General features: G+C 41.3%; 18 protein-coding genes. 11 read left to right on the plus strand and 7 right to left on the minus strand.

What is annotated here, in order from left to right; genetic code table 11:
- Nucleotides 1–48: 48 nt before the first annotated feature.
- The 3 genes from tsaA to ACHSBP_RS11540 all read right to left on the minus strand — a co-directional run bounded on the left by tsaA (nucleotide 49) and on the right by ACHSBP_RS11540 (nucleotide 3,079).
- A complete protein-coding gene (gene tsaA / locus ACHSBP_RS11530; protein WP_010560052.1) occupies nucleotides 49–771 on the minus strand; it encodes a tRNA (N6-threonylcarbamoyladenosine(37)-N6)-methyltransferase TrmO in 723 nt (240 codons plus the stop codon).
- A 66-nt stretch (nucleotides 772–837) separates the two neighbouring features.
- On the minus strand, nucleotides 838–1,314 hold the full coding sequence (locus tag ACHSBP_RS11535) for an acyl-CoA thioesterase (RefSeq protein WP_010560053.1): 477 nt from the start codon (nucleotides 1,312–1,314) through the stop codon (nucleotides 838–840).
- A 118-nt stretch (nucleotides 1,315–1,432) separates the two neighbouring features.
- Nucleotides 1,433–3,079, minus strand: a complete 1,647-nt coding sequence (locus ACHSBP_RS11540; RefSeq protein ID WP_010560054.1) for an electron transfer flavoprotein-ubiquinone oxidoreductase — start codon at nucleotides 3,077–3,079, stop codon at nucleotides 1,433–1,435.
- 169 nt (nucleotides 3,080–3,248) lie between these two features.
- Here ACHSBP_RS11540 and ACHSBP_RS11545 point away from each other — a divergent pair, with 169 nt between their 5' ends.
- Both ACHSBP_RS11545 and ACHSBP_RS11550 read left to right on the plus strand, forming a co-directional pair.
- The gene (locus tag ACHSBP_RS11545) at nucleotides 3,249–3,998 is read left to right on the plus strand and encodes an electron transfer flavoprotein subunit beta/FixA family protein (protein WP_010560055.1); all 750 of its coding nucleotides are present in this window, start codon (nucleotides 3,249–3,251) and stop codon (nucleotides 3,996–3,998) included.
- On the plus strand, nucleotides 3,998–4,924 hold the full coding sequence (locus ACHSBP_RS11550) for an electron transfer flavoprotein subunit alpha/FixB family protein (RefSeq protein ID WP_010560056.1): 927 nt from the start codon (nucleotides 3,998–4,000) through the stop codon (nucleotides 4,922–4,924). The genes ACHSBP_RS11545 and ACHSBP_RS11550 overlap by 1 nt, the downstream gene beginning before the upstream one ends.
- Before the next feature lie 559 nt (nucleotides 4,925–5,483).
- On the opposite strand, the gene asnS is transcribed toward ACHSBP_RS11550, so the two are convergent.
- Nucleotides 5,484–6,881: an asparagine--tRNA ligase gene (asnS, locus tag ACHSBP_RS11555; RefSeq protein WP_010560057.1), complete on the minus strand. Its 1,398-nt coding sequence runs from the start codon at nucleotides 6,879–6,881 to the stop codon at nucleotides 5,484–5,486.
- 169 nt (nucleotides 6,882–7,050) lie between these two features.
- Here asnS and ACHSBP_RS11560 point away from each other — a divergent pair, with 169 nt between their 5' ends.
- Together ACHSBP_RS11560 and ACHSBP_RS11565 are read left to right on the plus strand one after the other, a co-directional pair.
- Nucleotides 7,051–7,398, plus strand: coding sequence for a hypothetical protein (locus ACHSBP_RS11560; protein WP_010560058.1), 348 nt, complete (start codon nucleotides 7,051–7,053; stop codon nucleotides 7,396–7,398).
- Nucleotides 7,395–7,826, plus strand: coding sequence for an AAA family ATPase (locus ACHSBP_RS11565; protein WP_010560059.1), 432 nt, complete (start codon nucleotides 7,395–7,397; stop codon nucleotides 7,824–7,826). Before ACHSBP_RS11560 ends, ACHSBP_RS11565 begins: the two co-directional genes overlap by 4 nt.
- 18 nt (nucleotides 7,827–7,844) lie before the next feature.
- Here the strand turns inward: ACHSBP_RS11565 and bioA are convergent, their stop codons facing one another.
- Nucleotides 7,845–9,122: an adenosylmethionine--8-amino-7-oxononanoate transaminase gene (bioA, locus tag ACHSBP_RS11570; protein WP_010560060.1), complete on the minus strand. Its 1,278-nt coding sequence runs from the start codon at nucleotides 9,120–9,122 to the stop codon at nucleotides 7,845–7,847.
- 96 nt (nucleotides 9,123–9,218) lie between these two features.
- Between bioA and bioB the strand changes: the two genes are divergently transcribed.
- The 5 genes from bioB (at nucleotide 9,219) to htpX (ending at nucleotide 13,930) form a co-directional block, all read left to right on the plus strand.
- Nucleotides 9,219–10,259, plus strand: a complete 1,041-nt coding sequence (gene bioB / locus ACHSBP_RS11575) for a biotin synthase BioB (protein ID WP_010560061.1) — start codon at nucleotides 9,219–9,221, stop codon at nucleotides 10,257–10,259.
- The gene (locus ACHSBP_RS11580) at nucleotides 10,260–11,390 is read left to right on the plus strand and encodes an aminotransferase class I/II-fold pyridoxal phosphate-dependent enzyme (protein ID WP_395388921.1); all 1,131 of its coding nucleotides are present in this window, start codon (nucleotides 10,260–10,262) and stop codon (nucleotides 11,388–11,390) included.
- Nucleotides 11,387–12,145 (plus strand): malonyl-ACP O-methyltransferase BioC, encoded by a 759-nt coding sequence (bioC, locus tag ACHSBP_RS11585; protein WP_395388922.1) that lies wholly within the window; start codon nucleotides 11,387–11,389, stop codon nucleotides 12,143–12,145. The genes ACHSBP_RS11580 and bioC overlap by 4 nt, the downstream gene beginning before the upstream one ends.
- Nucleotides 12,142–12,828 carry a dethiobiotin synthase gene (gene bioD, locus ACHSBP_RS11590; RefSeq protein WP_010560064.1) on the plus strand — a complete coding sequence of 229 codons (687 nt, stop codon included), beginning with the start codon at nucleotides 12,142–12,144 and terminating at the stop codon, nucleotides 12,826–12,828. Before bioC ends, bioD begins: the two co-directional genes overlap by 4 nt.
- A gap of 241 nt (nucleotides 12,829–13,069) precedes the next feature.
- The gene (gene htpX / locus ACHSBP_RS11595; protein WP_010560065.1) at nucleotides 13,070–13,930 is read left to right on the plus strand and encodes a protease HtpX; all 861 of its coding nucleotides are present in this window, start codon (nucleotides 13,070–13,072) and stop codon (nucleotides 13,928–13,930) included.
- 32 nt (nucleotides 13,931–13,962) lie between these two features.
- Here the strand turns inward: htpX and ACHSBP_RS11600 are convergent, their stop codons facing one another.
- The gene (locus ACHSBP_RS11600; protein ID WP_010560066.1) at nucleotides 13,963–14,166 is read right to left on the minus strand and encodes a hypothetical protein; all 204 of its coding nucleotides are present in this window, start codon (nucleotides 14,164–14,166) and stop codon (nucleotides 13,963–13,965) included.
- A 210-nt stretch (nucleotides 14,167–14,376) separates the two neighbouring features.
- Between ACHSBP_RS11600 and purE the strand changes: the two genes are divergently transcribed.
- Both purE and ACHSBP_RS11610 read left to right on the plus strand, forming a co-directional pair.
- On the plus strand, nucleotides 14,377–14,859 hold the full coding sequence (gene purE / locus ACHSBP_RS11605) for a 5-(carboxyamino)imidazole ribonucleotide mutase (RefSeq protein WP_010560067.1): 483 nt from the start codon (nucleotides 14,377–14,379) through the stop codon (nucleotides 14,857–14,859).
- 1 nt (nucleotide 14,860) lies between these two features.
- Nucleotides 14,861–16,006: a 5-(carboxyamino)imidazole ribonucleotide synthase gene (locus tag ACHSBP_RS11610; RefSeq protein ID WP_010560068.1), complete on the plus strand. Its 1,146-nt coding sequence runs from the start codon at nucleotides 14,861–14,863 to the stop codon at nucleotides 16,004–16,006.
- A gap of 105 nt (nucleotides 16,007–16,111) precedes the next feature.
- Here ACHSBP_RS11610 and ACHSBP_RS11615 read toward each other — a convergent pair whose 3' ends face one another.
- Nucleotides 16,112–16,405 carry a hypothetical protein gene (locus ACHSBP_RS11615; protein WP_010560069.1) on the minus strand — a complete coding sequence of 98 codons (294 nt, stop codon included), beginning with the start codon at nucleotides 16,403–16,405 and terminating at the stop codon, nucleotides 16,112–16,114.
- Nucleotides 16,406–16,466: the final 61 nt, after the last annotated feature.

Here is a 16,466-nt window from a genome sequence, read left to right on the forward strand (position 1 = left end):
AGGTAAGGCGCTAAGTTTATCAGTGTATGTAAAAATTCAAAAGCCTTACTATGCTGGCTTTTCGCTATTTTTACTAATTTCTAATACGGTAACGTCGCTTTCAATCACTTGCCATTTAATATTTAAATCAAACAAGCTCATGCCGTATTCTTGTAACCCGGCTTTCGTTTTTTTATAGGCCGGTCGTGGGTCTTGTTTTAATACCTTCTCAATAAAGCTTTGTAGCTCAGGGTAAAGTGCCGAGTTATTCTCACAAAACGCAATGGCTTTATCTGCAAACTCAATGACTAATGGCGTTTCTGGGCGCGTATCTGCAAACCCTGCAGTTGCGTTTGGTAGGCTATCGGAATAGGGCAAGTAGGGCTTGATATCAAGAATCGGTGTACCATCTAGTAAGTCAATACCTGACAGCTCAAGCCAAAGTTGACCATGTTCATAGTGCACACCTTCGAGTTTAACCGCACTCATACCAATGCCATTTGGTCTAAAGGTGGCGCGGGTTGCAAACACTCCTTTTTTATCGTTGCCGCCTAAACGAGGTGGGCGAACTAATGGCGACCAGCCTTTATCGGCCGTTTCATGAAAACGAAAAATCAGCCAAACATGGCTAAAGTCTTCAATACCACGGACAAACTCTTCACGATTAAACTCACCAACAAATTTGCACTTGGCTTTTGCTTCTGGAATAAGGCGAGGCTGGCGAGGTATCGCAAATTTTTGTTTATAGGGAGATTCGATAAAGGCAATTGGACTTAATTGGTAGTCATTCATAACACTAACAAACTTAAATAGGCACTGTAAAAGCGCCTATTTTGCCATAAAACGTGTTGAATAAAATTATTCTTCTTTCATTTCTTGTTCGAACACTTTTTCCGCTTGCAGTGACATGTCTTTCATCTTCTGCGCGTATTTTTGAATACGCTTTTCATTTGCGGTTTTTGCTTCAAAGGCAGGAACCGGTACAGGGTAACCAGCTTGATCCGTAGCGACAAAATTGATGATGCAATTATTCGATTCTACCATCTGCCCAGATTTCGGATCGCCACAGCGAACAGCGATAAATATTTGCATACTGGTTTTACCTGTATTAGCTATTTTGGCTTCAACTTCAACAAGTTGCCCAACAAGAATAGGGCGATGGAATTTTATTGCCGCAACTGATACGGTAACACAGTAATGACCACTCCACAGCGCTGCACAAGCATAACCCGCTTGGTCAATCCACTTCATAACAATGCCACCGTGTACTTTACCGCCAAAGTTAACGTCGGTAGGTTCTGCCAAAAATCTAAATGTAACGCTGTCTTTATCCATAATTACTTGATAATCAGTGTGTTGTTTATTGAGTATTAGCGATAACTAAGGTTTTAACAAGTAATAAAAAAGGCATGCTCACGTGGGAGAGCATGCCTTTGACAAATACAATTGGAAATTACATATTCGGGTAATTTGGTCCGCCAGCACCTTCAGGTGTGACCCAAGTAATGTTTTGACTCGGATCTTTAATATCGCAAGTTTTACAGTGGATGCAGTTTTGCGAATTAATAACGAACGTTGGTTGACCTTCAACTTCGTTAATTTCATATACGCCTGCTGGACAATAGCGCTGTGCAGGCTCATTGTACTCAGATAAGTTTTTACCAAGCGGTATTGTATTATCTGCCAGTTTCAAGTGACATGGCTGATCTTCTTCATGGTTTGTGCTTGATAAAAACACTGAACTTAGTTTATCAAAACTAAGTGTGCCATCGGGTTTTGCATAGTTAATTTCCGAATGGCGACTAGCTGGTTCAAGGCAGGCATGATCAGGTGTGTCATCTTTAAAGCTAAATGGTAAACCGCCATTAAATAAGTTTTGGTCAATGGTGTTATACATACCGCCAAAAAACTTACCTAGCTTATGCATTGCTGGGCCAAAGTTTTTGCTGCTGTTTAATTCTTGATAAAGCCATGAATTCTCAAAACGCGATGCAAAGTCATCGAGCTCTGTATTAGCTTTATTTTCCTGTATCGCAGTGAAGATACTTTCCGCGGCCAGCATGCCTGACTTCATTGCGGTGTGATTACCTTTAATCTTGGCAAAATTAAGCGTACCAGCATTACAGCCAACTAACACACCACCTGGAAACGTCATTTTCGGTAATGAGTTTAAACCACCTTTTGCGATGGCCCGTGCGCCATAAGCTATGCGTTTACCGTGTTTCAGTGTATCTGCAAACACTGGGTGGTGTTTCATGCGCTGAAATTCATCAAACGGTGACAGGTGCGGATTGCTGTAGTTTAAATCAATGATTAAACCAACAACCACTTGATTGTCATCGCCATGATACATATAAGAGCCGCCGCCGGTATCTTTATCAAGTGGCCAGCCTGCACCATGTACAACAAGCCCGGGTTTATGGTGTTCGCTCGGAATTTCCCAGATTTCTTTAAACCCTAAACCATAATGTTGTGGTGACTTACCTTCATCTAGTTTAAATGTACTGATCAGCTCTTTGCCTAAATGGCCGCGGCAACCTTCAGCAAAAATAGTGTATTTAGCGCGAAGTTCCATACCTGGCATAAAGCCATCTTTTTCTTCGCCAGATTCACTTACGCCCATATCACCTGTGATTATGCCTTTTACCGCATCATCTTCAATTATCAGTGAATGCGCACTAAACCCTGGAAAGATTTCTACACCTAGGTTTTCTGCTTGTTGTGCTAAAAAGCGACATACATTACCCATGGAAACGATGTAGTTGTCGTCATTATGGAACGTTTTTGGCGTGGCAAAAGCAGGTAGCTTTTTCGCACTACGTTCATCATTGAACCAATAAATGTCATCTTGACTCACTTTAGTATTAAGTGGGGCGCCAAGTTCTTGCCAATTTGGTAGTAATTCATTAAGTGCACGGGGTTCAAATACCGCGCCTGATAAGATATGAGCTCCGACCTCTGAACCTTTTTCAACCACACAAATCATTAATTCTTGTTCATTTTCTTGTGCTAGTTGTGCCAGTTTTATAGCGCTTGATAAGCCCGCAGGCCCAGCGCCTACAATAACTACATCAAACTCCATGGTTTCACGTTGTACCATGATATTGCCCCTGTTGAATTAAGCTGGTCTTTGTTAACCAAATAACCTGTTATTGGCTTTAGCATATTTTAGGTTGACGTTTACGTCAACAGGAAGTAGCCTTAAAACCAAATAACGGTTAAATAAGTTTACCTAGGTTTACGTACACGTAAACATTAAAGGAGAGGTTATGAAAATCCTAGTTCCGGTCAAACGAGTGATCGACTATAACGTAAAAGCGCGCGTAAAAGCCGACAATAGTGATGTTGATCTTAATAATGTAAAAATGGCCCTTAACCCATTTTGTGAAATCGCGGTGGAAGAAGCTATCCGCATTAAAGAAGCAGGCAATGCAACTGAAGTTGTCGTTGTATCAATTGGCGATAAGGCTTGCCAAGAACAGCTTCGTACAGCACTTGCTCTCGGTGCAGACAAAGCAATCCAAATTGACACCAGCGAACGTTTGGAGTCGCTGCATGTAGCTAAGCTACTTGCCAAAGTTGTAGAGCAAGAAAACCCAGAGTTAGTCATTTTAGGTAAACAAGCGATTGATTCTGATAACAACCAAACAGGTCAGATGCTTGCCGCGCTAACAAACCGTGCACAAGCAACATTTGCCTCAGAAGTTGTAGTTGATGGCGATAAGCTTAATGTGACACGTGAAGTTGATGGTGGTTTACAAACAATTGTAGTTAACTTACCAGCGGTTGTGACTACGGATCTTCGCTTGAATGAACCTCGTTATGCAACGCTTCCTAATATTATGAAGGCTAAGCGCAAGCCGCTTGATGTATTAACCGCAGCGGATCTTGGTGTTGATGTTACGCCGCGTATTACAACCTTAAAAGTAGAAGAGCCAAGCAAGCGTGAAGCAGGCGAAATTGTCGCAGACGTAGCAACGCTAGTTGAAAAACTAAAAAATGAAGCGAAGGTGATCTAATGTCAGTACTTATTATTGCAGAGCACGAACATGGCGTGCTTAAAAACGATACAGCTAAAGTAGTTTCAGCCACGCAAAAACTCGGTAAGTCGATCACAGTTTTAGTTGCAGGCTTTAATGTAGCCGCAGTAGCAGAAGCTGCAAGCAAAATTGAAGGTGTATCAAATGTGATTGTTGCCGATAATGCAGCATTAGAGCATCAACTTGCAGAAAATATGGCAGATCTTGTTGTCGATTTAGCAGGTGATTATTCACATATTTTCGCAGCTGCAACCACAACAGGCAAAAACTTTATGCCGCGAGTGGCTGCACTGTTAGACAAAGTGCAAATTTCTGACATTATCGAAGTGATTGACGAAAATACATTTAAGCGTCCAATTTATGCTGGTAATGCAATTGCTACGGTACAAAGTAGTGAAGATAAACACATTGTTACGGTACGTTCGAGTGCGTTTGATGTAGCAGGTGAGCAAGCGCCAGTAGCTGTTTCATCGTTTGATGCAGTTAAAGAGAACGCGCTAAGCAGTTTTGTTTCACAACAAGAAACAGAAAGTGAACGCCCAGAACTTACCGCAGCAGATGTGATCATCTCAGGTGGCCGTGGTATGCAAAATGGCGAAAACTTTGCATTGTTAAATGGTATCGCAGACAAACTTGGTGCAGCGATTGGTGCATCGCGTGCTGCTGTTGACGCCGGCTTTGTACCAAACGACATGCAAGTAGGGCAGACAGGTAAAATTGTTGCGCCGCAGCTTTATATCGCGGTAGGTATTAGCGGTGCAATTCAGCATCTCGCAGGTATGAAAGACTCTAAAGTGATTGTTGCAATCAACAAAGATCCCGACGCACCAATCTTCCAAGTTGCCGATTATGGTCTAGTTGCTGATCTATTTGATGTACTTCCAGAATTAGAAGCATCTTTGTAACAACACAAGCTTATTCCAATTGTAAAAGCCTTGCTTCTTTAGCAAGGCTTTTTTTATGGTTCTTTTTAATTTAATTCTCTAACCCTAGGTTGATTCGCCACAAAACACTATACGTGTAAAAACTTGCGTGAGCAGATTATTGATTATCATGTGCTTTATAAGCCTGTTGATGTAGCAGATTACTAGGGTCTGTTGACCTTTCAAGTTCGTTTTTGCAGCAGTTTGATTGGGTTTTATACAAGGCGGAGGCTGCGTGGCATAGTTATTCTATGTGAGCCAGCGAAAAGCCAATCAAGCGCTGCCGAACGGTTCTTTTGAGCGCATTTTTCTCATTGTTGCCTATATGGATGTAGGTAAGGGGCGTGAGCAGGACGCGGAAGCTTTGCACGATATTCGCTTAGATTACTAGGCCACACATCGAGCGCCGCGATAAAAGCACGCTCAAACAGAACAAAAATAGAACAGCAAAAATCAACAGACCCTAGGCTAAAATGACAAAAACAAAAAAACCGGCATTTGCCGGTTTTTCATTACGTGTACTTAATTAAACGATACGCGTTTAGTAAGTAGCTGAACCTTTTGTACGCGGGAAGGCGATAACGTCACGTACGTTACCCATACCTGTTACGTAAGCTACAAGGCGTTCAAAACCCAGGCCGAAACCTGAGTGAGGAACAGTACCGTACTTACGTAAATCGCGATACCAAGAGTAATCTTCTTTGTCTAAGCCCATTTCTTCTAAACGCGCATCAAGTACGTCTAGACGTTCTTCACGTTGTGAGCCGCCAATGATTTCACCGATACCAGGTGCAACAACGTCCATTGCCGCTACTGTTTTGCCGTCTTCGTTTTGACGCATATAGAAGGCTTTAATGTCTTTCGGGTAGTTTTTAATAACTACTGGTGCATTAAAGTGCTCTTCTGCAAGATAGCGCTCGTGCTCTGATTGTAAATCCACACCCCATTCAACTGGGAATTCGAATTTCTTGCCACAGCCTTTAAGAATTTCAACAGCGTCTGTGTAGTCAACTTGTGCGAAATCTTTTTCAACAAAGTCTTCTAAACGTGAAATAGCGGTTTTCTCAACACGTTGTGCAAAGAATTCCATGTCATCACGGCGCTCTTCAAGTACTGCTTTAAATACGTATTTCAGCATGTCTTCTGCAAGTGCGGCAATATCGTTAAGATCTGCAAATGCTACTTCAGGCTCAACCATCCAGAATTCAGCTAAGTGACGAGAGGTATTTGAGTTTTCAGCACGGAATGTTGGGCCAAAAGTGTAGATTTTTGACATTGCTGAACAGTAAGTTTCGCCGTTTAGCTGGCCAGATACTGTTAAAAATGCTTCTTTACCAAAGAAGTCTTCGCTGTAATCTACATCGCCTTTATCAGTGCGTGGTAAGTTTTGCATATCGAGTGTTGATACGCGGAACATTTCGCCCGCACCTTCACAGTCACTTGCTGTGATAATAGGTGTAGAAATCCAAACGTAACCACGCTCATGGTAAAAACGGTGAATTGCTTGTGATAAGCAGTTACGAACACGCGTTACTGCACCGATAATATTAGTGCGAGGACGTAAATGTGCGTGTTCACGTAAATATTCAATACTGTGACGCTTTGCAGCCATAGGGTATGTATCTGGGTTTTCTACCCAACCTACTACTTCTACCGATTCCGCTTGAATCTCAAACGATTGGCCTTGGCCTTGTGATTCTACGATTGTACCAACAACCGTTACTGAACAGCCTGCGGTAAGCTTGGTCACTTCTTCATAATTATTGAGTGAATTCGGTACCACAGCTTGAATAGGATCGAAACAACTACCGTCATGAACGGCTAAAAAAGAGATTCCTGCTTTTGAATCGCGACGTGTGCGGATCCAACCTTTAATAGTAACGGTTGCACCTACTTCTACACGGCCTTTCAAAAGGTCTGTGATAGCTATATGGCTCATTTTCACTCCAATGATTAAAATGCCTAAATAAATTCTTGTTGTTCTTACTTAGCATGCGCTAAGAAAGTTTGTTATCTTACCTGTGAAAGAAAAATAAAAAAACAGCAAATTTCCCGATAATGTGTAATATGCTTAAAAATAGTGAAATTTCATTGAATAACTGACGCGTATGATAAAAGAAAGGCGCAGCAAATCACCTGTAAGGCAAAACGTATTACATGCGTTATCAATTATCGCGTGGTTTTTCTTTTTGCTTGCGCTGATTATGTTTCACTACGCAAGACCAGAGCTTGAATATGGCATTATCCGTTATTTTGGTTTATCGCATCGTGATCATTGGTTGATGACGCCACGTAACCTGCTGATTCTTTTTTTAATCTTAACTGGTATTATATCGAGTATTTCAATCATCATGCGTCAGCGTTACAACCGCCGCAGTGATGATAGTATCGCGGTTAATCAGATCAGTTTATTAGTTATTTGTATTATTTGTTTATTGGTAATTTTGTTTAGATGAAACAAGTGTTTATTTTAAGGGGTCTGCCAGGCGCAGGGAAAAGTCATTACGCTCAGAGTTTGTGTGATGAAATGGTAAATGGCGATGAAGGCCAATTTGTAATTTGCTCAACCGACGATTTTTTTATCAGTGATGGTCAATATCGTTTTGATAAAGCCAAGCTAAGTGAATACCACAACCTTAATTTAGCGCGTTTTATACGTGCGTTGAGCCAGCAAATTCCGTTGGTGATTTTGGATAACACCAACATTAAAAAGTGGGAATTTATTGCGTATGCTGAAGCGGCGCACGCGCTTGGTTATCAAGTTAAAGAAGTGGTTGTGGGTGAAATTAAAGATAAAGCGATGCAGCACCTTTATTATCAGCGCAACATTCATAAAGTACCGCTAAAAACCATCAATAAAATGGCTTACCTATTTGAATGGTAAGCCATTAGGCCTTAAATCCTACAAAATCGATTTAATCGCATTACACATTTTGATGATTGACTCATCTTGCATTATGTAAGGCGGCATCATATAAATCAGTTTGCCAAACGGCCTTAACCACACGCCTTGTTCAATGAGCTGTTTTTGCACTTTGGCAACGTCAACCGCTTGCTTCATTTCGACAACACCAATTGCCCCTAGAATACGAACATTTGCCACAGAATCTACATTTTCAAGCTTTTGTAAGTGTGCTTTAAAACAATGTTCAATGCGCGTAATGTTACTTTGCCAGTCTGTTTTAAGCAGTAATTCAATGCTTTTATTGGCAACCGCACACGCGAGTGGGTTTGCCATAAATGTAGGTCCATGCATCATCACACCTGCATCGCCTTCACTAATACCAATTGCCACTTTATCCGTTGTTAAGGTTGCCGACAGCGTCATATAACCACCGGTCATTGCTTTACCAATACACATAATATCAGGCTCAATATTGGCATGTTCAACGGCAAACATTTTTCCTGTACGACCAAAGCCCGTAGCGATTTCATCACAAATTAGCAGTATGTCGTACTCATCACATAATTCGCGCACCGCTTTTAAATAGTCGCTGTGATAAAAGTTCATACCGCCAGCATTTTGTACAATCGGTTCTAAAATAAAGGCGGCAATATCCAAGTGATGCTTTTCAAAGTATTGCGCTAATATATCGCGCTCTGCACGGTGAAATGCGTCACCAAACTTACTTTTTGGTGCAGGAACAAAATAGTGCTCAGGTAAAAAACCTTTGTACAACGAATGCATGCTATTAACCGGATCGCATACACTCATCGCCGCAAATGTATCGCCGTGATAACCTTTACTTAGTGCCATAAGTTTGTTTTTACGCGTATTACCTTTACTGCGCCAATATTGCATTGCCATTTTAATGGCAACTTCTACAGCAACGGAGCCTGAATCGGCTAAAAAGATACGCGTAAGCGAGTGTGGTGTAATGTCGAGTAGTTTCTTGCCAAGGTCAACTGCAGGTTGGTGGGTTAAACCGCCAAACATCACATGACTCATTTTATCAACTTGTTGCTTTATTGCGTTGTTAAGTTCAACGTTATTGTAGCCATGCAAAACGCTCCACCATGAGGCCATTCCATCAATTAATTTTTCACCCGTTTCCAAATGAATATGCACGCCATCAGCATGTGTAACTGGGTACACCGGCAGAGGATTTATCATTGACGTGTAGGGGTGCCATAAATGATTTTTATCAAAATCCAAATCAATTGTTTCTTTAGTATTCAAATGTAAACCCTTAAAGCTTGCGTTTGGTTGACAATGAGGTGTTGCTGCGTAGACTAGCGAAATTAAGTTCGAGAAACAAATAAAAACGAGAATTCCATGGAACAAGCTCAGGTGCGTAATAACTGGACACTCAGTGAAGTAAAGGCATTATTTAATATGCCGTTTAACGATTTACTGTTTCAAGCTGCCAGTGTTCATCGTCAACACTTTAATCCAAACAAAGTACAAATCTCTACGCTGTTATCTATTAAAACGGGCGCATGTCCTGAAGATTGTAAGTACTGTCCTCAATCAGGCCACTATAAAACGGATCTAGAACGCGAGCGTTTGATGGAAGTTGAGAAAGTAGTTGAACAAGCGCGTATTGCTAAAAATAAGGGTGCTACACGTTTTTGTATGGGGGCCGCTTGGTCTGATCCGAAAGATCGCGATATGCCGTACATTGCAAAAATGGTGAAAGAGGTGAAAGAACTGGGTCTTGAAACCTGTATGACGCTGGGTATGCTTGATAACGATAAAGCACATGCACTGCGTGATGCGGGACTGGATTATTACAACCATAACTTAGATACCTCACCTGAATATTACCAACAAATCATCACTACACGAACCTACCAAGATAGACTTGATACCCTTGATCACGTGCGTGACGCGGGTATGAAAGTATGCTCGGGTGGCATTGTTGGTATGGGCGAACAAGCAAAAGACCGTTACGGTTTATTAATGCAGCTTGCAAATTTACCAAAGCAGCCAGAAAGTGTGCCAATTAACATGTTAGTAAAAGTAAAAGGCACGCCACTTGAACATGTGGACGATTTAGATCATTTTGAGTTTATTCGTACGATTGCGGTTGCGCGCATTATGATGCCAAAAAGTTACGTTCGCTTAAGTGCAGGACGTACGGCGATGAATGAGCAGATGCAATCAATGTGTTTCTTTGCTGGCGCTAACTCAATTTTCTATGGTGATAAATTACTTACTACGGATAATCCAGAAGCAGACAGTGATATGATGCTAATTAAAAAGCTGGGTATGTCACCTGAAAGTGCTGAAGATTATTCCGATGAGGCATATCAAGCGTCGTTAGAATCAGCAATCGCTGATAAAGAAACATCAGAACTATTTTATCCTGCATAAATGGCGTTCGAATATTTAAATAAGACGCTTGCCGCTAGGCAGCAAGCGTCTTTATACCGTCAGCGCATTGCCTTTGAGCGTGTTGGTCCGCGTTTTTTGCTTAGAAATAATACACAGTATTTAAATTTCGCATCAAATGACTACCTTGGTTTAGGTGACGAGCCAATTACGGGTGTAGAAAATACCTTAGGTGCAAGTAGTTCCTCGTTAGTCACTGGCTATCAAAGTGCGCATATCGCACTTGAAAATTACCTCAAGTCTAAGCTCAATTATCAAGCGTGTTTATTGTTTAATTCAGGCTTTAGCGCTAACGCTAGTGTGCTTAAAAGTTTGATGAATGAAGCCAATAGTGAAATATTTCAAGATAAACTAAATCATGCCAGCTTGATTGACGGGGGCCTCGCGGCAAACGCAACGAATACTCGCTTTAATCATAACGATTTAAAACATTTAACACGTCGCTTAGAAAAATCAAAAGCGCAGCATAAGTTGATTGTGAGTGAAGGGGTGTTTTCAATGGATGGTGATAGTGCACCAGTTGCTGAACTTGCACACATCGCGAAACAACACAATGCCTGGTTAATGATTGATGATGCACATGGTTTTGGTGTAATGGGTAATCATGGTTTAGGCAGCTGTGATGACATTAAACCAGAAATACTGATTATCACTTTTGGCAAAGCTTGCGCAAGCAGCGGGGCAGCTGTGTTATGTAGCCAAAATGTGGCCAACTATTTATTGCAATTTAACCGCGATTATACCTATTCAACCGCAATGTCGCCTTGGCTTGCATCGGCAACGCTTTCGCGATTAGAACGGCTTTATAGTGCCGATGAAAAACGGGCACGCCTTAACGACAATATTGCGTATTTTAAAACCCTTGCAAGTAATCATAAACTTGCACTCATGCCGTCAAATAGCGCTATACAACCGCTGGTGCTTGGTGATAGTGAAAGCTGTTTAGCGCTGAGTGAGTATTTAAAATCAAATGGTATTTGGCTTACGGCAATTAGACCTCCAACGGTCCCCCATAATACAGCACGGCTAAGAATAACGCTTACCGCTGCACACCAAGCAGCAGATATTGAACAGTTGATAAATCAGCTTGTTGATGGGTTAAAATTGTTATGATGTTGTCTGCGTTAACCAAAAAGCAAGCTACTGCGTCTCATTTTTCTAAAGCGGCAGAGCGCTATCAAAGTCATGCCCATGTGCAAAAGCAAGCAGCCGATATACTGTTAAAATCATTGGGTGCAAGGTATAAGGTCGCGCTTGATTTAGGCTGTGGCCCCTTTGTTAATTCGTTTGAACTGAAAAAACGCTGCGATTATCTTGTAAGCATGGATTTAAGTGAAAGCATGTTACAACAAGGTGTTACACCTAGTATCTGCGCTGATATGGATACCTTACCGTTTCAGGGCGACTGTTTTGACCTGATATTTAGTAATTTTGCAATGCAATGGAGTAGTGATTTAGCGGCACTTTTAACCCATTTTTACCGTGTTTTAAAACCAGGTGGTCGCGCACACTTTAGTATTGTGGCCGATGGCACGTTGCAAGAAATTAAAGATGCTTTCTCAGTGCTCGACAATGAACCTCACATAAATCGCTTTGTAACACAAAACGATATCGCCAATGCAGTTGCACATACGCCGTTTAAATTAATCAGTAGTAGCTTTTGTCATCATAAAATATTTTACGATAGCCCTAAGCTTGCCTTAAACTCTATTAAAGAAATTGGTGCAAATCATAAAGTTAATAGTAGCGAGCAGCGCAGTGGATTGATGGGTAAACGTAAATACCGTTCATTGTTAGCTAATTATCCAAAAGAGCAGGGGCAATTTCCGGTAAGTTACCAAGTTGCTTATATAGTGATAGAGAAATGAATCAAGTTTTTATAACTGGCACAGATACAGAAGTAGGTAAAACCTATGTATCGAGCCTTTTAATTAAATATATTAAACAACATAAACGATCCGTTACCGGTTTTAAGCCGATTGCCGCAGGGGCTGAGCAGGCGTTTGGTGAGCTCGTCAATGAAGACGCGTTAACATTGTTGGAGTCTGGCAATGTAGCACTGCCGTACAAATTGATTAACCCGTTTTGCTTCGAGCCACCCATTGCGCCACATATTGCAGCAAAAAAAGCCGGAGTAGAGATAACTAAACCGGCACTATCAAACCATTTAGATGTGCTTAAGCAACAAGAGCTTGACCATTTGATAATCGAAGGTGCTGGCGGTTGGGCATTGCCAATTAATGATAGTGACTTACTGTCAGATTGGGTTTCTGAGCAAAATTTACCGGTGATTTTAGTTGTTGGTCTAAAGTTAGGCTGTTTAAATCATGCATTATTGACGTTAAGTCATATCAAACAAAGCGGCGTCAAATGCGTTGGTTGGATTGCCAATTATGTTGACGATGGCATGTTAGAACAAGACGAAAATCTGCAAACCCTAAAAGCACGATTAGATTGCCCATTATTGGCCATTGCTCCTAACTGTAAAAACGACAAACCAAAGCTTCAAGTGTATCAAGCACTTAACACTGCGCTTAATTTAACTAATTGAAACGAGTGCGTGTTGTCGCTTGTTGATTTAGCCCACGAGATCTACAAAGCGACGCCGCGACCAAAGCGGTTTGGATTTGCACAAAATTTAGACCATAAAGAACAACACCCTCTAAATAACTTTATGTAAATTTCATGGTGTGTTTAGTTTTAAATAATATGTGTGTCATTTTGTAAATTTATCTTGAAACGTAATCAAAAGACACTATATAAAGCGGTAGAAAACACATTTTGAGGTAACAATGAAAAGAGTTGTATTGTTTTTAATTACTAACCTAGCGGTGATGCTGGTGTTAGGTATTGTGCTGTCGGTTATTATGTCAGTACTAGGCATAGAACACCGAAGCTTAGGTGGCATTTTATTAATTGCCACGTTGTTTGGTTTTGGTGGCTCGTTTATTTCGCTGTTTATGTCGAAATGGATGGCGAAGAAATCAACCGGTGCCCATGTTATCGAGCAACCGCGTTCTGACGTAGAAAAGTGGTTAGTTGAGCGTGTTGCAGAGCAAGCTAAAAAAGCCAACATTGCAATGCCAGAGGTAGCTATTTACGACAGTCCTGAAATGAATGCGTTTGCAACAGGCCCAAGTAAAAATAATTCACTGGTTGCAGTAAGTACTGGTTTATTACACAACATGAGTCAAGACGAAGCAGAAGCCGTTCTCGCCCATGAAGTATCACATATTGCCAATGGCGACATGGTTACACTTACGCTTATTCAAGGCGTTGTAAACACATTTGTAATTGCCATCTCAAAGGTACTTGCAGGTATTGTCGATAACTTCTTAAATAGCGATGAAGAAGAGTCGGGTGGTTCTTGGACATACTTTATCTTTGATATGATCTTCCAAGTATTATTCGGTATTTTAGCAAGCTTTGTAGTGGCGTATTTTAGCCGTCAACGAGAGTTTGCTGCTGACAAAGGCGCTGCAGATCTTGTTGGTGCACACAAAATGCGTGCGGCACTTGAGCGCCTTAAAGTTAATCATCCGTCACAACTAGAAGGGTCGATGATGGCATTTGGTATTGCATCTGGTAAAGGTTTAATGGACTTAATGAGTTCACACCCACCACTTGATGCGCGTATTAATGCATTAAAATAAGTACTGATTTAATACCTACGAAAAAGGCGCCATTAGGCGCCTTTTTGTTGTTCTCGTTTTAGTTGATTGGGTAATAAGGTTTCAACAATTTCTTTTGCTGGAATGGTATATCGCGTTCCGTCAAACATTACCGAAGCATTTTCGTCAATGCCAGTAATGCCTGTGAGCGTCCAGCCTTCACCACGCTTTTCACAATACACAGTTGTCGTTGGTGGTATCACTTTAAATTCAGGCATTGGTTTTTCTAACTAGTGAAACAATTGGCTTAATTTACCTTACAGATTAGAGAATTCACAGTTTTTAATTGAGAAAATGAAGGGATTATTGGATAATTCGCAACTCGCAATCCCACATCGCGAAAACAATTTTTAACATTCACAATGCGCTTGGTAATAATCTAAAAGTGCAATTAATGTGAATTGAGTGCCTAACTATGAGGAGTGACTATGACTGTTGGCATTATTATGGGTTCAAAATCAGATTGGCCTACCATGCAACACGCTGCAGATATGCTAGATAAATTCGGTGTTGAATATGAAACAAAGGTTGTTTCTGCACACCGTACGCCACAGTTATTAGCCGATTATGCCAGCACAGCAGCTGAGCGCGGTATTAAAGTAATTATTGCAGGTGCAGGCGGTGCAGCACACTTACCTGGCATGGCAGCTGCGTTTACCAGCTTACCGGTACTGGGCGTTCCGGTTAAATCTAAAGCACTTAATGGTGTTGATTCACTTCTATCAATCTGCCAAATGCCAAAAGGTGTAGCGGTAGGTACGCTTGCGATTGGTGATCCGGGCGCTGCAAACGCTGGATTATTAGCGGCGCAAATTCTGGGTTGTCAGCAGCCTGAATTGCTAGCGAAAATCGACGAATTTAGAAAAAACCAAACTGATACTGTGTTAGCACATCCAAACCCAGCAGAATAATATGAATATTTTAGTTCTCGGCGCAGGCCAACTTGCCCGTATGATGAGTTTGGCAGGTGCGCCTCTTGATATAAATATCAAAGCCTATGATGTTGGTTCTGAGCAAGTTGTTCACCCGCTAACACTCGCCGTGTATGAGCAAGACTTAGTTACTGCTATTGCAGAATGTGATGCGATCACCGCAGAGTTTGAGCATATTCCTGATGATGTATTAGCGTTATGTTGTCAAAGTGGCAAATTTTACCCAGGTAAAGATGCCATTAAGGCTGGCGGCGACCGTAGCATCGAAAAAGCACTATTAGATCAAGCGAATGTACCTTGTGCACCGTATTTACTTATCACCGAGCGTGAACACTTAGACCGTGCCATTATCGATTTAGGATTGCCACTTGTGATCAAAACCTGTCAAGCAGGTTACGATGGTAAAGGGCAGTGGCGTATTAAACCAGATTCTAATGTAGATCAAATTTGGTCAGAAATGGCTGAGTTTATTGCAGCAGGTAGTATAGATTTCCCACACACCATTATTGCCGAAAAAATGATCCCGTTTAAGCGTGAAGTATCAGTGATTGGTGCACGTGATAAGCAGGGTAATACTGCGGTTTACCCTGTCACTGAAAACGAACACACTAATGGCGTGCTTACGTTATCAGTTGCTACTGATATTGATGAGCAAATTCAAAGCCAGGCGTTAGCGGCATTTAATAAACTATCAGCAGCGATGGATTATGTTGGTGTATTGGCAATTGAGTTCTTCGATGTTGATGGCCAACTAATGGTGAATGAAATTGCACCTCGCGTTCATAACTCAGGTCATTGGACACAGCAAGGTACGCTGTGTAGTCAGTTTGAAAACCACTTACGCGCTGTAGCTGGGTTGCCATTAGGTGATACCGCAATTATTGGGCCAAGTGCGATGATCAATGTGCTTGGTGAGCCGAGCATTCCTGCTGATGTGTTATCCGTTGCTGGAGTAACCAGTCATTGGTACGGCAAAGCAGTTCGCGCAGGTCGTAAAATGGGTCATATTAATGTCGTAGCGAGCAGCAATGTTGAGCTAGGTAAAAAGCTTGCAGTGCTTGCGAACTATTTACCAGAAGATGCTTATCCAGGCGTCGCAGCACGTGCCGTTGAACTGTCTAAATAAACTGTTTAGTTAACTATACAGCATGTGCATTAAAAAAACGGTTGTACGCGTTAGTGTGTATAACCGTTTTTTATGCGTTTAATTATACCTAAAAGATAAAACCATTTAATTTAATTCTGATTGAATATCTACTTCAACATAAAATGGCACTGCGTTGTTGGTAATGTATTTACCTTGCAATAACCGTTCGTGTCCTTCTAAGTATTGCTCATGGTGACTTTGTTTATTGTTTATCATGGTTTGCCAAAAACTTCCGATATCAAGCGAAATAATTGACTCGTTTCCATCACAATAAAAGTGTTGATAGCGTGACCAGTTTTCAAGTTCATCTTGTTTAAGCCATTTAGCTAAACTTGTTTTATCAGGTCCGCGATAAATACGTAATCTAAACTTGCTCATAACAGGCTATTCAAATTGGATATAGTTAAAGGGTAGTCAATGACTATCGGATTTGAGAAAT

Source organism: Pseudoalteromonas sp. XMcav1-K (assembly GCF_044005875.1).
Classification (GTDB): domain Bacteria; phylum Pseudomonadota; class Gammaproteobacteria; order Enterobacterales; family Alteromonadaceae; genus Pseudoalteromonas; species Pseudoalteromonas spongiae.

Excerpts from the sequence above, each read along its gene's own strand:
- tsaA (WP_010560052.1), bottom strand. The coding sequence starts at position 771 with ATGAATGACTACCAATTAAGTCCAATTGCCTTTATCGAATCTCCCTAT.
- ACHSBP_RS11615 (WP_010560069.1), bottom strand. The coding sequence starts at position 16,405 with ATGAGCAAGTTTAGATTACGTATTTATCGCGGACCTGATAAAACAAGT.
- ACHSBP_RS11600 (WP_010560066.1), bottom strand. The coding sequence starts at position 14,166 with ATGCCTGAATTTAAAGTGATACCACCAACGACAACTGTGTATTGTGAA.
- ACHSBP_RS11550 (WP_010560056.1), top strand. The coding sequence starts at position 3,998 with ATGTCAGTACTTATTATTGCAGAGCACGAACATGGCGTGCTTAAAAAC.
- ACHSBP_RS11610 (WP_010560068.1), top strand. The coding sequence starts at position 14,861 with ATGAATATTTTAGTTCTCGGCGCAGGCCAACTTGCCCGTATGATGAGT.
- htpX (WP_010560065.1), top strand. The coding sequence starts at position 13,070 with ATGAAAAGAGTTGTATTGTTTTTAATTACTAACCTAGCGGTGATGCTG.
- ACHSBP_RS11580 (WP_395388921.1), top strand. The coding sequence starts at position 10,260 with ATGGCGTTCGAATATTTAAATAAGACGCTTGCCGCTAGGCAGCAAGCG.
- bioC (WP_395388922.1), top strand. The coding sequence starts at position 11,387 with ATGATGTTGTCTGCGTTAACCAAAAAGCAAGCTACTGCGTCTCATTTT.
- ACHSBP_RS11535 (WP_010560053.1), bottom strand. The coding sequence starts at position 1,314 with ATGGATAAAGACAGCGTTACATTTAGATTTTTGGCAGAACCTACCGAC.
- asnS (WP_010560057.1), bottom strand. The coding sequence starts at position 6,881 with ATGAGCCATATAGCTATCACAGACCTTTTGAAAGGCCGTGTAGAAGTA.
- purE (WP_010560067.1), top strand. The coding sequence starts at position 14,377 with ATGACTGTTGGCATTATTATGGGTTCAAAATCAGATTGGCCTACCATG.
- ACHSBP_RS11560 (WP_010560058.1), top strand. The coding sequence starts at position 7,051 with ATGATAAAAGAAAGGCGCAGCAAATCACCTGTAAGGCAAAACGTATTA.
- ACHSBP_RS11545 (WP_010560055.1), top strand. The coding sequence starts at position 3,249 with ATGAAAATCCTAGTTCCGGTCAAACGAGTGATCGACTATAACGTAAAA.
- bioD (WP_010560064.1), top strand. The coding sequence starts at position 12,142 with ATGAATCAAGTTTTTATAACTGGCACAGATACAGAAGTAGGTAAAACC.
- bioB (WP_010560061.1), top strand. The coding sequence starts at position 9,219 with ATGGAACAAGCTCAGGTGCGTAATAACTGGACACTCAGTGAAGTAAAG.
- ACHSBP_RS11565 (WP_010560059.1), top strand. The coding sequence starts at position 7,395 with ATGAAACAAGTGTTTATTTTAAGGGGTCTGCCAGGCGCAGGGAAAAGT.
- ACHSBP_RS11540 (WP_010560054.1), bottom strand. The coding sequence starts at position 3,079 with ATGGTACAACGTGAAACCATGGAGTTTGATGTAGTTATTGTAGGCGCT.